General features: G+C 54.2%; 10 protein-coding genes and 1 pseudogene. 7 read left to right on the top strand and 4 right to left on the bottom strand.

Annotation, left to right across the window (positions count from 1 at the left end):
• The 4 genes from ACR0BT_RS08355 (at position 1) to ACR0BT_RS08340 (ending at position 6,689) form a co-directional block, all read left to right on the top strand.
• Positions 1-258 carry a sarcosine oxidase subunit delta gene (locus tag ACR0BT_RS08355; RefSeq protein ID WP_170393857.1) on the top strand — a complete coding sequence of 86 codons (258 nt, stop codon included), beginning with the start codon at positions 1-3 and terminating at the stop codon, positions 256-258.
• Positions 245-3,115 (top strand): 2Fe-2S iron-sulfur cluster-binding protein, encoded by a 2,871-nt coding sequence (locus ACR0BT_RS08350; protein ID WP_480762925.1) that lies wholly within the window; start codon positions 245-247, stop codon positions 3,113-3,115. The genes ACR0BT_RS08355 and ACR0BT_RS08350 overlap by 14 nt, the downstream gene beginning before the upstream one ends.
• 1 nt (position 3,116) lies before the next feature.
• Positions 3,117-3,605 carry an aminomethyltransferase family protein gene (locus ACR0BT_RS08345; RefSeq protein ID WP_170393861.1) on the top strand — a complete coding sequence of 163 codons (489 nt, stop codon included), beginning with the start codon at positions 3,117-3,119 and terminating at the stop codon, positions 3,603-3,605.
• Positions 3,606-3,896: 291 nt separating this feature from the next.
• Entirely contained in the window at positions 3,897-6,689 is a 2,793-nt protein-coding gene (locus tag ACR0BT_RS08340) for a bifunctional aconitate hydratase 2/2-methylisocitrate dehydratase (RefSeq protein WP_480762924.1), read from the top strand.
• Positions 6,690-6,821: 132 nt separating this feature from the next.
• Here the strand turns inward: ACR0BT_RS08340 and ACR0BT_RS08335 are convergent.
• Positions 6,822-7,075: pseudogene (locus ACR0BT_RS08335) on the bottom strand (transposase); the annotation flags it as partial.
• A gap of 230 nt (positions 7,076-7,305) precedes the next feature.
• On the opposite strand from ACR0BT_RS08335, the gene ACR0BT_RS08330 reads away from it, so the two are divergent.
• Entirely contained in the window at positions 7,306-7,608 is a 303-nt protein-coding gene (locus ACR0BT_RS08330; protein WP_480763038.1) for a UDP-N-acetylglucosamine 2-epimerase, read from the top strand.
• Here the strand turns inward: ACR0BT_RS08330 and ACR0BT_RS08325 are convergent.
• Complete coding sequence (locus ACR0BT_RS08325) at positions 7,605-9,107, bottom strand: glycosyltransferase family 4 protein (RefSeq protein WP_480762923.1); 1,503 nt, start codon at positions 9,105-9,107, stop codon at positions 7,605-7,607. The genes ACR0BT_RS08330 and ACR0BT_RS08325 overlap by 4 nt on opposite strands.
• A gap of 163 nt (positions 9,108-9,270) precedes the next feature.
• Here ACR0BT_RS08325 and ACR0BT_RS08320 point away from each other — a divergent pair, with 163 nt between their 5' ends.
• Together ACR0BT_RS08320 and ACR0BT_RS08315 are read left to right on the top strand one after the other, a co-directional pair.
• Positions 9,271-10,224, top strand: coding sequence for a Gfo/Idh/MocA family protein (locus tag ACR0BT_RS08320; protein ID WP_170393871.1), 954 nt, complete (start codon positions 9,271-9,273; stop codon positions 10,222-10,224).
• A 232-nt stretch (positions 10,225-10,456) separates the two neighbouring features.
• Positions 10,457-11,539 carry a DegT/DnrJ/EryC1/StrS family aminotransferase gene (locus tag ACR0BT_RS08315; protein WP_480562242.1) on the top strand — a complete coding sequence of 361 codons (1,083 nt, stop codon included), beginning with the start codon at positions 10,457-10,459 and terminating at the stop codon, positions 11,537-11,539.
• 63 nt (positions 11,540-11,602) lie between these two features.
• Here ACR0BT_RS08315 and ACR0BT_RS08310 read toward each other — a convergent pair whose 3' ends face one another.
• Both ACR0BT_RS08310 and phnY read right to left on the bottom strand, forming a co-directional pair.
• Entirely contained in the window at positions 11,603-12,616 is a 1,014-nt protein-coding gene (locus ACR0BT_RS08310; protein WP_480762922.1) for an NAD-dependent epimerase/dehydratase family protein, read from the bottom strand.
• Positions 12,617-12,756: 140 nt separating this feature from the next.
• Positions 12,757-14,205, bottom strand: a complete 1,449-nt coding sequence (phnY, locus tag ACR0BT_RS08305; protein ID WP_170663479.1) for a phosphonoacetaldehyde dehydrogenase — start codon at positions 14,203-14,205, stop codon at positions 12,757-12,759.
• Positions 14,206-14,218 lie beyond the last annotated feature (13 nt).

Raw genomic sequence — 14,218 nt, 5'->3', positions numbered from 1 at the left:
ATGATGCTCATCCCCTGCCCATTCTGTGGCAAGCGCAATGAAAGCGAGTTCGTCTATGGCGGCCCGGTCGGAGCTGCTCGACCCGATACCAACGCCGTCAGCGATGCTGATTGGGTCGAATACCTGACCATAACGCCCAACCCGATGGGGCCTGTGCAAGAGCGGTGGTGGCACGCACGGGGCTGCGGCGAGTGGCTGACAATCTGGCGGGATACCGTGACACATGACATTGTGGAGGTGCCCGATGGCTCAGATTAATCGCCGCGCGGTGGGTGGTCGTGTTGATCGAAGCCGCCCTCTGACGTTCCAGTTCAATGGGAAAACTTACGAAGGGTTCGAAGGGGACACTCTGGCCTCGGCCCTGCTGGCGAACGGGGTGCGAGTAACAGCCCGTAGTTTCAAGTACCACCGCCCACGCGGCATTGTCGGACACGGGCCTGAAGAGCCGGGAACCCTTGTGGAGCTGGAAGGCGAGGACGCCTCGGGCAACCGTCCAGCGACCACGGTTCCATTGCGCGAAGGGCTGAATGCACGCTCGGTCAATTGCTGGCCATCGCCCGAGTTTGATCTGGGCGGGATCAATCAATTGATTGGCCGTTTTATTCCTGCGGGCTTCTACTACAAAACTTTCAAATGGCCTAACTGGCATCTGTTTGAACCATACATCCGCAAGGCGGCGGGGCTGGCAGCAGCGCCTGCGCAACCGCCTTCATCGGGGCATTTCGAAGCGCGCTACGCTCATGCAGATGTCTTGATTGCAGGTGCAGGTCCCGCCGGCCTGCAAGCTGCACTTGAGGCTGGTCTGGCAGGCAAGCGAGTCTTCCTCGCAGACGAGGGAACCGAAGCGGGCGGCAGCCTCCTGAACCGCACCCTGACCATTGGCGGGCGTTCGGCGATGGATTGGGTAGACGAAGCGGTTGAAGAACTAAGCCAAATGGCAAACGTCACCCATCTTCAGAACGCGACCGTATGGGCCTATCGCGAACACAACCTAGTGATCGTCAATGAACGCGAGCCGGATCAGGCCAGCATTCTAGAACGCAACTGGCGGGTCCGTGTTGCTGAGGTGGTGATTGCCACCGGGGCCACGGAACGGTCGATGGTGTTTGCCAATAATGACAGGCCGGGCGTCATGTTGGCCTCATCCGTGCAGGCCTATGTTAATCGTTGGGGCGTGACACCCGGTCAGAGTGTGGTTCTGTTCACCAACAACAACAGCGCTTACGCAGTGGCCGCCGATCTGGTCGCAGCTGAGGTAACGGTTAACGCGATCCTCGATAGCCGCGACACGGTTCCAAGGGAAGCTCTTGATCTGGTGTTGGGGATAACTGTCCATGCCGGAACAGTAGCCGCCGATATCCGAGGGTACAAAAGCATCCGTGCTGTCAAGGCCGTTCCCAAGTCCGGGGGCGCAGGCACCTGGATCGACTGCGACTTGCTGGCTCATTCCGGCGGTTGGAATCCGACGGTGCACCTGTGGTCTCAGTCCCGCAGCACACTTCGGTTTGATGAAGAACTCGCTGCGTTTTTGCCCGATCAACCGATTCAATCCTGTCGGGCCGTCGGCGCGGCGGCGGGGGATCTCACACTGGATCGGATCATCGATGACGGTTCAGAGCTGCCTTGTTCGATTGAACCGCTATGGCGCGTAAATGTGCCAGGGCAACGTGGAAAGGCATTCCTGGATATTCAGAACGATGTTGCGGTCAGCGATGTGCATCTGGCGCTGCGTGAAGGATATGACAACGTGGAACATGTCAAACGCTACACCACTGGCGGGATGGGCATAGATCAGGGCAAGACGGGCAATATCAACATTATTGGCACCGTTGCTCTGCAAAAGGGCGTTCTATTGCAAGATGTTGGCACGACGACATTCCGCTCTCCCTACACGCCGGTCTCATTCGGTGCGATTGGGGGGCTGCGTGAGGACTCGGTGTTGTTCCCCTACCGGCACACGCCGGTGACCCAATGGAACAAGGATTATGGCGCAGTGATGTATGAGGCTGGTGCCCGATGGCGCCGTCCGGGGTTTTTTCCCAAACCCGGTGAGGGCCTGCAAGAGGCGGTGAACCGGGAATGCCGCGCGGTGCGTGAAGGCGTTGGCGTATACGACGGTTCGCCGCTCGGCACGTTCGAGCTTAAAGGGCGCGATGCTCCGCGCTTTCTGGATTTTCTGTATTCGAACATCATGTCCAGCCTGAAGCCCGGCGATGGTCGCTATGGTCTTATGTTGTCGGATGACGGTCTGATCATAGATGACGGGGTGGCCTTTCGGCTGGATCAGCACCGCTGGATAATCTCGACCTCAACAGGTCACGCGGACGCCGTCAACCAGCACATGGAAAAGCTGCTTCAGACCGAGTTTCCTGACTGGCAAGTCATGATCACAACTGTGACAAGCCAGTGGAACAACGCCACCATTTGTGGACCCCGCGCGCGCGATGTCATGCTCGCGCTGTGTACGGATATCGATCTGTCGCCCGAGGCATTCCCCTTCATGTCGTTCCGGGACGGTACGGTTGCGGGGTTCCCTGCGCGGGTTGTGCGCGTCAGCTTCACCGGTGAGCTATCCTATGAGGTCAACGTTGCCCCACGCCACATGGCCGCCTTGTGGGACAAGGTGATGGAGGCTGGTGCACCCCTTGGTATCCTGCCTGTAGGATCGGAATCCAGCCATGTCTTGCGTGTGGAAAAAGGCTTTCTTTCGCTGGGGCACGAGGTCGATGGTACCGTGGACGCCTATGACCTGGGCATGGGCTGGGCAATGTCGAAGAAAAAGCCCGACTACCTAGGCAAGCGCTCGGTCCACTTGCGCCGTGAAGCGGTAGGGGAACGCCGGGAATTGGTCGGCATCTTGCCCGAAGACCCTGACAAGCAAGTGCCCGAAGGCGCGCCACTGACGCCTGAAGGTCGCAAAGAAGCGACCGAAGGATTGGTTACCGCCTGCGTCTGGAGCGTCGTCAACAATCGCTGGGTTGGCCTGGCGTTGCTGAAGAACGGGCAGGAGCGACACGGGCAAACCGCGCATGTTCGGCTGAAAGACGAGGTGATCCCGGTGACCATCACAAAGCCTGTATTCCATGACCCCGAGGGTCAGCGCCTGAGGTCCTGAGATGAGCTACGACGTCAAGATCGAACGCCAAACCCTGAATGCGCTGTTTGACCTCAAAGGGGATCCCGAGGTTGTTCAAAATTGGGCCGAATTTTCTCTGCCAAACCGCCCCAACACAAGGGCGATGCAGGAAGCGTTTGAGGTATATCACATTGGACGCAATCACTGGATTGTACGTGCTTCGCTGGAACTGGAAGAGGCACTGGAAGCACAGCTCAAACCAACGGATTGCCCTGCGGACATCAGTATAGTGCGGATATCGGACACCCTTACCTTCTTTAGTGTCGCCGGACCCCAAGCCGCTGAAGTGATGGCTATTGCCTGCCCGCTTGATCTGCATGTCACTGCTTTTGATGAAGACGCAGTAACCTATTCCGAGTTGTTTGGCCTAAAAGCACTTGTGATGCGCTGCGAGGCTGGTTTTGAGTTTGCGGTTGAACAGAGTTTTGGCGACATGGTTCAGGATTATCTGACCCGAGCAACTGCCTGACGCAATTCGAAGCAGGGGCGGTTTACGCCTTATGGCTATTCATTATCTCGGCGGTCTATATGCATATCGTCCGGGAACAGGGTTCAGATAAGGACATAGCGGACTTATCGAAAATCATTTGCCGGCACAAAATCCTTTGTGAAGTGTTGCTTTTAGACGGGACATCGCGCCACAGGTGCAAGGCTTGCAAGTTCCGGTCATTTAGTATACCGCCGCATACAATTAGGATCCTCGGGCGTTCATAACGTCTTTAAGCCCCTGCTAATCGAGCCACATATACCGGAACGAGCCATGAGCCTTTACACCAACTACCTCGACGAAATTGAAGCCCGCAAAGCGCAGGGTCTGCATCCGAAACCGATTGATGACGGCGCGCTTGTCAAAGAGCTTGTTACGCAGATCAAGGACGTTGATCATGCGCATCGTGCGGATTCTCTAAACTATTTCATCTATAATACGCTGCCCGGCACGACCAGCGCCGCTGGCGAGAAGGCACGTTTTTTGAAAGAGATCATTCTGGGCGAAGCGCTGGTTGACGAAATTTCAGTACCCTTTGCCTTTGAACTGCTGTCGCACATGAAAGGCGGTCCTTCGGTTGAGGTTCTTCTTGATCTGGCATTGGGTGGTGATCCCGAGATCGCAAGGCAGGCTGCCGAAGTGCTGAAAACACAGGTCTTCCTGTATGAGGCTGATACGGATCGTTTGAAGGAGGCGTTTTCTGCCGGAAATCCGGTCGCACGCGACATTCTTGAAAGCTATGCGCGGGCCGAGTTCTTTACCAAGCTGCCCGATATCGAGGAAGAGATCAAAGTTGTCACGTATATCGCTGCCGAGGGCGATATTTCGACTGACTTGCTTTCGCCGGGCAACCAGGCACACTCGCGCTCGGATCGGGAGCTGCATGGCAAGTGCTTAATCTCGCAGCAAGCGCAAGATGAGATTCAAGAATTACAGCGCCAGCACCCAGATAAACGCGTGATGCTGATTGCTGAGAAAGGGACAATGGGCGTTGGCTCGTCCCGGATGTCGGGTGTCAACAACGTTGCGCTTTGGACAGGCAAGCAGGCCAGCCCATATGTGCCATTCGTAAACATTGCCCCGATCGTGGCCGGCACGAACGGTATCTCTCCGATCTTTCTGACCACCGTTGGTGTGACGGGCGGGATTGGTATCGATCTGAAAAACTGGGTCAAAAAAGTCGATTCCGAGGGGAATCCGATCCTCAACAATGACGACAGCCCTATCCTGGAGCAAAAGTACTCGGTCGAAACCGGGACAGTGCTCACGATCAATACGAAAGACAAAAAGCTTTATGACGCCGATGGCGCCAATGAGCTTGTTGATATTGCCTCGTCCTTCACTCCGCAAAAGCAGGAGTTCATGAAGGCCGGCGGATCCTACGCCATAGTGTTCGGCAAGAAGTTGCAAACATTTGCAGCACAGACACTGGGAGTCGAGCTGAAGTCTGCATTTGCGCCGTCGAAAGAGATCAGCCGAGATGGGCAGGGCCTGACCGCGGTTGAAAAGATCTTTAACCGCAACGCTTTGGGAGTAGCGGAAGGCACGGTCTTGCACGCCGGGTCGGACGTACGGGTCAAGGTCAACATCGTAGGATCGCAGGACACCACTGGCCTGATGACCTCGCAAGAGCTTGAGGCGATGGCGGCGACCGTGATTTCTCCAACCGTCGATGGTGCGTATCAGTCCGGTTGCCACACCGCCTCGGTCTGGGACAAGAAGGCGCAAGCCAACATCCCCAAACTGATGGCGTTTATGAACAATTTCGGCCTGATCACAGGGCGCGATCCCAAGGGTGAATATCACTCGATGACCGACGTGATCCACAAGGTTCTGAACGATATCACCGTGGATGATCGCGCCATCATCATTGGGGGCGACTCGCACACGCGCATGTCCAAAGGTGTGGCTTTCGGGGCGGATTCGGGCACCGTTGCCTTGGCACTGGCCACGGGCGAAGCAACCATGCCCATTCCGGAATCCGTGAAGGTGACGTTCAAAGGCAAAATGGCCGATCACATGGATTTCCGCGACGTGGTCCACGCGACACAGGCGCAGATGCTGAAGGCGTTCGGCGATAACGTGTTCCAAGGGCGTATTATCGAAGTTCATATCGGAACCCTGCTGGCGGATCAGGCTTTTACCTTCACCGACTGGACGGCCGAGATGAAGGCGAAGGCTTCGATCTGTATTTCCGAAGACGAGACCCTGATCGAGTCACTGGAAATCGCCAAAGGTCGGATTCAGATCATGATCGACAAGGGAATGGAGAATGAGGCACGGACCCTGCAAGGCCTGATCGACAAAGCCGACGCACGTATAGCCGAGATCAGATCCGGCGCAGTTCCAGCCCTGAGGCCGGATGAAAATGCCGAGTATTTTGCCGAGCTGGTCGTTGATCTGGACGAGATCAACGAGCCCATGATCGCCGACCCTGATGTGAACAACGCGGATGTCTCCAAGCGTTATACGCACGATACGATCCGGCCTGTTTCCTACTACAAAGGGGAAAAGAAAGTGGATCTGGGATTTGTCGGGTCTTGCATGGTCCACAAGGGTGATCTGATCATCGTATCGCAGATGCTTAAGAACCTTGAGAAGAAGGAGGGCAAGATTGAATTCAAGGCCCCTCTGGTCGTCGCGGCGCCAACCTACAACATCGTTGATGAGTTAAAGGAAGAAGGTGAGTGGAGCATTCTTCAGGAATATTCCGGTTTCGAATTCGACGATCTTTTCCCCAAGACATCAGCGCGAACCGAATACGAAAATACGCTGTATCTTGAGCGTCCGGGCTGCAACCTTTGCATGGGTAATCAGGAAAAGGCTGAGAAAGGTGATACTGTTCTGGCGACATCTACCCGCTTGTTCCAAGGGCGTGTTGTCGAAGACTCGGAAGATAAGAAAGGTGAATCCCTTCTGGCTTCCACACCAGTAGTTGTACTGTCTGCCATCCTTGGGCGAACTCCGAAAATCGAGGAGTACAAGGCCGCTGTCGAAGGGATCGACCTGACCCGCTTTGCACCTCCGGTCGCCAAGCCCGCAAATTCCAATTCGGCACATTTCTGATTGGAGAAGGCCGGTCGCCGCTAAGGCGCACCGGCCTTATGCTGTTTAATAGAACCCATTCTGAATCGATAAGTTTGGCAATGCTTGTATTGTGGTAAGAGATTTTGGCCATTTCAGTAGGGTCATGATCCTCAACCAATAGATGACGGTTTCCGCGAGAGCGATGTCTGCGAGAAAGACCTTTGGGCAGCCTTCATAGCGCGTTGCGCCGCGTCTACAGCCCTTGAGCCTGCTGAACATGATTTCAACGAGGTTTTGCCGCTTGCATCTGCGTTTGTCGTATTTGAAGTTGTACTTTGTTGCTTTCGGCCTGGAATGCCAGCGCGTATCCCCTTGTCTTGTGAAGACTCCCTGAACTGGTTTGCATCAGAGCCGCGATCTGCGAGGTGAGTCCAAGCAGAAATCAACGATCTCGACTGACATTGGGGTTGACGCAAAGGGATTCATACTCGCGACGATCCTTAGAGCTAAAAATACGGGTTCGCTAGAAACGTTGACAAGCATTGTGGATGGTCTGGAGGCGGTTGCGAAACAAAATCCGGTTGTCTTGCTATTTCATTAACATACTGCCGCAAGGATAAATGGAATCGGTCGTAAATTCGAACATGTCTAAACGATAAACCCAGTCGGGTACTTGGATATGGTCGCTCTAGAAAGCAATGCGGTGCTGGTTTCTACGGGCTCTAGCGGAATGCAGAAAGAAGCGTATCTCTACGGCGTCCCCTGCGTCACTATTAGAACGGAAACAGGGTCAATTGAGCTTGATGAAAGCGGCTGGAATCGTATCGATTCGCCCATGGAAGGGAATATCGAAGGTGGAACCGTCAGTACGATAGGGACTACCGGAAATCAGGTGAAAATCTATGGTGATGGAACCGCATCACAACAAATCGCACAGATATTGGCCGCGCGAGCTTAAATACCGTCATAGAGCGCCGCCAACTTCTTGGCTTGCGCGGGCCAGCTGTAGGACTCCCAAAGCTTCATTCTGTTGTCGGCGCTCAACGTAAAGCGTTCAGGATGATCAAGGACATCCCGAATAGCTTCAGCAATGCTCTGGGGGTCGGTTTCATCCATTGCTCGCCCCAAACCGAGCGATTCTGTAAAACGGCGCATGTCGGGAAGATCGGAGACGCAGATCGGCAATCCTGCAAACGCGGCTTCGAATAGCTTATTGGGCATTGCAAACCGATAGCTTAATGACGCATCTTGAATCGGAATGACGGCAACATCTGCGGTACTAATCGCTATGGGTACATCTGGAGCAGCCACTGGTGGAAGCAAGGTAACGCGATCATCCACTCCTAAGTCATGAGCGACACTCATGAACCACTTGTCGTTTCTATGGTTTCGTGGCCCCATCGTAGCTAACTTGACCTCAGGAAGTTGAACCAGAGCCTCAAGGACTTTATCTAGCCCACGATGCGACGTTTGAATGCCGCCAGTAAAAATAATCAAGGGCGACCCGTCAGCAACGTTTGCCTGAGCACGGATTGAAAGCTGATCCAACTCCTGTTTATTACGACTCTCCATGTAATCGACATCTATCTCTGGAGCATTGAGGATAAGTGTCGGACTATCTTTGAAGCGTTTGGCATACAAATCTGCGATGGACGACGATACGGTGATCATATAGTCGACGAAGGGGAGGCAATCGTCTTCTAGGCTTTCGGCGAAGTTCGATCCATTCGACGGGTTCTTTGTAGCGCGCGCGGGCTCATACTCATGGGCGTCATAAACAAGTTTTGCGTTGAACTGCCTGGCAAGTACGACGCCTGCTGGGAGACAATATATATCATGAGCGTGGATGACATCAGGGATCTCATCAAATTTGAGGTGGCAAATGTTTTCTGCGTAAATCAATGATTCCAACTGATAAAGTTCAAAGAAATTCTCTCTGACTTTTCGGGCCATCAGCATAAATGACTTGAGGTTTTTCGGGCCTTTTCCGAATCCAAGTCCAAGACGTGTTTTCCAAAGCAGCCGCTTGTGTACGAGTTTTCTAGCCCGCCTTTCATCGCCGCCGAAGTTTTTGTAGTACATCGGGTCAAGCTTTTGGACGTCTTCGTCCGTGAGGAAAGTCTTCAACCAGGTTTTCAAAGAATTCAGCTGAATAGCGGATTCGACATACGGTACGACACGCTGCTCGACTTGAGCGGACGTGCGCTCCATAAACGAGAAACGTTCAAGCAATTTTTCAGTGATGTTCTCACAAGACTGCCAGTTGAATCGAGTGATCCGAATGCCATCGATGCTGTCTTCTTGCGGCAAGCCCCCTGGCCAGTCGCAGAAGATATGTACGTTATGGCCCGCTGCTTGAAGCGCGCGCGCTTCTTTAAGAACGCGCGCATCCGCCGTTATCTCGTGGTAGGTAAGACAGAAAACGGTTTTTTGAGATTTGGGGCGGGTGTCTGACATCGGTCGAAGATCAATCTAGCTCTGACAATTCCGAACCGCTCTAACAGAGGTTGATGGGGGTTTCCAGCGTGATTGGCGATGCTTGAAATGCCTGCGTCTATTGACTTCCCAAAGAAATTCTTGGAAGCGCTGTAGCACAATTTGAGCACTTGGGACGCACCGAATGAGCAACTTCGCACTAATAGGAACCGCAGGATACATCGCGCCGCGCCACATGAAGGCGATAACGGATACCGGAAACACGTTGTTGGCTGCTCTGGACACAAGCGACTCCGTTGGGATTATCGATAGCCACTTCCCCGATGCACATTTTTTCACAGAGTTTGAGCGTTTTGATCGCTATGTTGACATGTTACGTCGCAGCGAAGCGGGCAAAATTGATTATGTCTCGATCTGCTCGCCGAATTACCTCCACGACAGCCACATGCGGTTTGCATTGCGTTCTGGCGCCGATGCGATCTGTGAGAAGCCGCTGGTGTTGAACCCAGAGGATATCGATGGCCTGGAAGCGATTGAGCAAGCGACTGGACAGACCGTAAACACGATCCTGCAGTTGCGCGTACATCCCTCGATCATTGCTCTGAGGGACAAGATTCGAAACAGCCCCAAGGATACCAAGTACGAGGTCGATCTGACTTACATCACGTCCCGTGGACGTTGGTATCTGGAGAGCTGGAAGGGGGATGTCCGCAAATCTGGCGGTATTGCCACCAACATCGGCGTGCATTTCTTTGACATGCTGCACTTCCTCTTCGGAGATCTTCAGGCGAACCATGTGCATCTCAATGCCCCGACCAAGGCCGCGGGCTATCTTGAGTTTGAACACGCCCGGTGCCGTTGGTTCTTGTCGCTGGACGTAAATGACGTTCCGGCAGAGGCGCGAGAAACCGGAGCCAGAACCTATCGCTCCATCACTATTGATGGGGAAGAGATCGAATTCTCGGGCGGATTTGCCGACTTGCACACGCGAAGCTACGAAGAGATTCTGAACGGGAACGGGTTTGGATTGAATGAAAACCGGCCTGCAATTGCGATGGTCAGCCATATCCGCAATGCCTCGATCGAAGCAAGCAAAGGTGAGCAGCATCCGAAGCTGATGAGCAGCAAGGTACTCTGATCAAACGGATCGTCTGCATGTTATCCCACCACCCATGACGTTTTGGGCACTGGGCAATACAGGGAAACGGTCCGCCCAGTTATTAGTACTGCGGTAATTCGTGCCAAACAGACCCGTTGTATTAAGTCTTTGCCGACGAATAAACATGGTCGAGCGGTGCCGGATTATGTATGGGAAACTGCAGAGGTACAGCTTGCAGAAATTCCTCAAGAACCAATAGGGCGTTTTAGCGATGCAATTTATTGACCTGGCGGAACAACAGAAACGTATCAAGGATCAGCTTGATGCCGGCATTGCCAATGTGTTGGCGCATGGGAAGTACATTCTTGGCCCAGAAGTGGCTGAACTAGAGGCACGGCTGACTGCCTTTACGGGTGCCAAACATTGCATCACTTGCGCCAATGGAACGGATGCATTGCAAATTGCCTTGATGGCGCTTGAGGTCGGGCCGGGGGATGAGGTCATCACGCCCGGATTTTCATATATCGCCACGGCTGAAGCCGTCAGATTGCTGGGCGCAAAGCCGGTTTATGTCGATATTGACCAGACTAGTTATAACATTGATCCCAACAAGCTTGACGCTGCGATCACACCCCGGACAAAGGCAATTATACCGGTGTCGCTGTATGGCCAACCTGCTGATTTCGAACGAATTAACGAGGTAGCTGTGGCAAACGGCTTACCTGTCATCGAGGATGCTGCTCAGAGCTTTGGCGGATCGTTGCGTGGCAAACGGTCAGGAAACCTGTCAACGATTTCCTGCACCAGCTTTTTCCCATCGAAACCCCTTGGCTGCTACGGCGATGGTGGTGCGATCTTCACCTCGGACGATGATCTGAGCGTCATTCTTCGCCAGATTGCCCGGCACGGGCAGGACCGGCGTTATCACCATATCAGGGTTGGCGTTAACAGCCGTCTGGACACGTTGCAGGCTGCGATCCTGCTGTGCAAGCTGGATGTTTTCGAGGATGAACTGGTCCTGCGAGACACCGTCGCGGACCGTTACAAAGTGCTACTGAAGGAAACCAATATCGCCGCTCCGACGCTGATGGAGGGGGCGACCAGCGCCTGGGCGCAGTACACGATACGCGTGGACAATCGTGAGGATGTGCAAGCTAAGCTCAAAGACGCCGGGGTTCCGACCGCCGTGCATTATCCACTGCCGTTGAACAAGCAACCAGCTGTTTCTGACCCAAATGCCGACTTGCCTGTTGGCGATCAGGCCGCCGCAACAGTGATTAGCCTGCCGATGCACCCGTATCTGCAGGAGAATTCGCAAGAGCAGATAATCGCGGCACTGAAAAAAGCGATCTGATCGCGCTGACGGTTTAATCGGTGCTGTGGCCGGCGAATTCAGGTTTAGGCAGGTTCGCAGGTTCTATTTACCGTAATATGCGCGATACCAGTCCACGAAGGCCTGAATGCCGTCCCTGATTTCGGTTTTTGGGCGATAACCGGTCAGGCGGTGCAGCAGATCGGCATTGGCCCAAGTTGCAGGCACATCGCCCAACTGCATCTCCATATAGTTTCGGATAGCGGGTTTGCCGAGGCTTTCTTCGATGGCGTCGATGAAATCCAACAAACGCACTTTGTCCGAATTTCCAATGTTCACTATGCGATAGGGAGCGACCGGGCTCAGGCTGTCACCTTCGGCGATGTCTTCGGGGGCTTTGGGGCGAACAGGCACAACGTCGATCAGCAGAGAAATTGCGCGCACCAGGTCATCCACATAGGTGAAATCACGATACATGTCGCCATGGTTGTAGATGTCTATCGGGCGGTCGTTGAGGATCGCGTCCGTGAATTTGAAGAACGCAAGGTCCGGGCGCCCCCAAGGACCGTAGACTGTGAAGAAGCGGAACATTGTTGTCGGAATATTCCAAAGATGGGCATAGGAGTGTCCCATCGCTTCATTTGCCTTTTTGGTGGCTGCGTACATAGTGAGTTGATGATCTGCTTTTTCGCACTCGTCGAAGGGCATGTCAGGATTTGCCCCGTAGATCGACGAAGTCGAAGCCATCAGCAGATGCCGCACTTTGTGCCGCCGCGCAGCTTCCATCACGTTGAACGTCCCGACAACATTGCTTTCGACATAGGCGCGCGGGTTTTCCAGGCTATATCGGACGCCAGCTTGCGCTGCGAGATGGATGATCACGTCCGGTTCAAAAGCATCAGTGATCTGGTCGAACTTGGCGGTATCTTCCAGCATCCCTTCATCGCACGAAAAATTTGGGTTCTCCAGCAACAGCGCATGTCGGCTCTGTTTGAGGCGGACATCGTAATAATCAGTCATCCCGTCAAAGCCATGAACCCGGCAACCGTTCTCAAGCAAAAGTTTGGCAAGATGGAACCCGATAAATCCGGCAGTACCTGTGATCAGAACCTTTTGCATGAGGTATTTCCTTGTTTCGGGGCATCGCGCGTGCGTTCGAAGGCACATATGACGCCAAGAGCCGAAGGGCTCAAGCGGTCATTTCTTGGCTGAGCGAGCATGCATCACTGGTGGTGTGCATTGCAATCTTCAACAAGTCTTCAACCGGGCCAAGGAAGCGAGTAGGTTTTGACATTCGTAAAGAACCTCATTGCCTCGATGACCCCTTCTTTGACACCATTGCCCGAATCCTTGATGCCGCCAAAGGGGGACATTTCGATACGGTATCCGGGTTGTTCCCAGATATTGCAGGTGCCCACGCTCAGCCCATTGATATAGGCAATTGCGCGGTTCAGGTCATTGGTACATACCCCCGACGACAGGCCGTACACAGTAGAGTTCGAGATGCGCATGACCTCGTCATCGTCGTCGGGCACGCGAATGATGGGAATAATGGGGCCGAAAGTTTCCTCCATCACTAACGCAGAGTCGTGGGGAACGTCGTCGACCACGATCGGCGGCAGCAGCGCGCCCTGACGTCCGGGGTGGTAAAGGACTTCTGCTCCCGCTTTCTGGGCCAAGTGAACACGATCTTCGAAAAGCTTGGCCGCTTCCTCGTGGATCACGCAACCCAGCTCGGTCTCAGGATCCTGCGGATCTCCGAACCTGATCTTTTTGGCCTTCTCCAGCACCAAAGGCACAAAGGTGTCCGCGACACTCTCTTGCACCAGTATTCGCTTGATCGCAGTGCAGCGTTGTCCCGAATTGCCGGTGGCCCCGGCTACGGCGATCGTTGCGGCCCTGTCTAGATCGGCATCGTTGAGGTCATTCAGAACAATCAGTGGATCATTACCGCCCAACTCCAGCGCCTGACGTTTGTAAACCGCCTTTTCTGCGATCATCTTGCCCACGGTAACACTACCGGTGAAGGTTATGATGTCGATGTTCTCATTGACGATCATCTCATCCCCAATGTCCTGTGGCCAGCCAGTGACCACCTGAAACATCTCAGGCGGCAGGCCTGCCTCATAAAGGATATCGGCCAGCGTCAGGCAGGTCAGAGGCGTCAACTCGGTCGGTTTGCAGACCATGCAGTTATTGGTGGCGATCGACGGAGCAACCTTGTGGCTGACCATGTTGAGTGGATGGTTGAATGGAGTGATCGCGCTGATTGCGGTCACAGGCTCGCGCATCGTGAAAATCTTGCGGGCTTTACCGTTTTGGGTCAGATCGCACGCAAAGATTTCGCCGTCATCTTTCAGTGCCTCGGCCGCCGCAAATTGAAAGACATCCTGCGCGCGCTTGGTCTCGTAGATCGCGTGTTGATGGCAGATGCCAAGCTCAAGCACCAGCCATTTGGCGAGGTAATCGCGACGTTCACCAATCAGCTCTCCAGCCCGTTGCAGGATTTGGCTGCGTTCATAGCGGGTCAGTTCGGGCTTGTAGTGGGCCGCAATTTCGAAGGCGCGGCGCGCGTGTTCAGCCTGCCCTGCGGGCACATGGCCCACGACCTCATTGGTATAGGGGTAGTGAACCGGGATGGTCTCAGCGGTAAAGATGATCTCGCCACCAATTCGCATCCCTTCATCACGGATTTCGGTGACTGCCATGGCAAGAACCATC

The sequence above is a fragment of the Ruegeria sp. CJ6 genome, assembly GCF_056536665.1.
The sequence above is the reverse complement of the archived record's forward strand: the minus strand, read 5'-3'. Positions and strand labels throughout refer to the sequence as shown.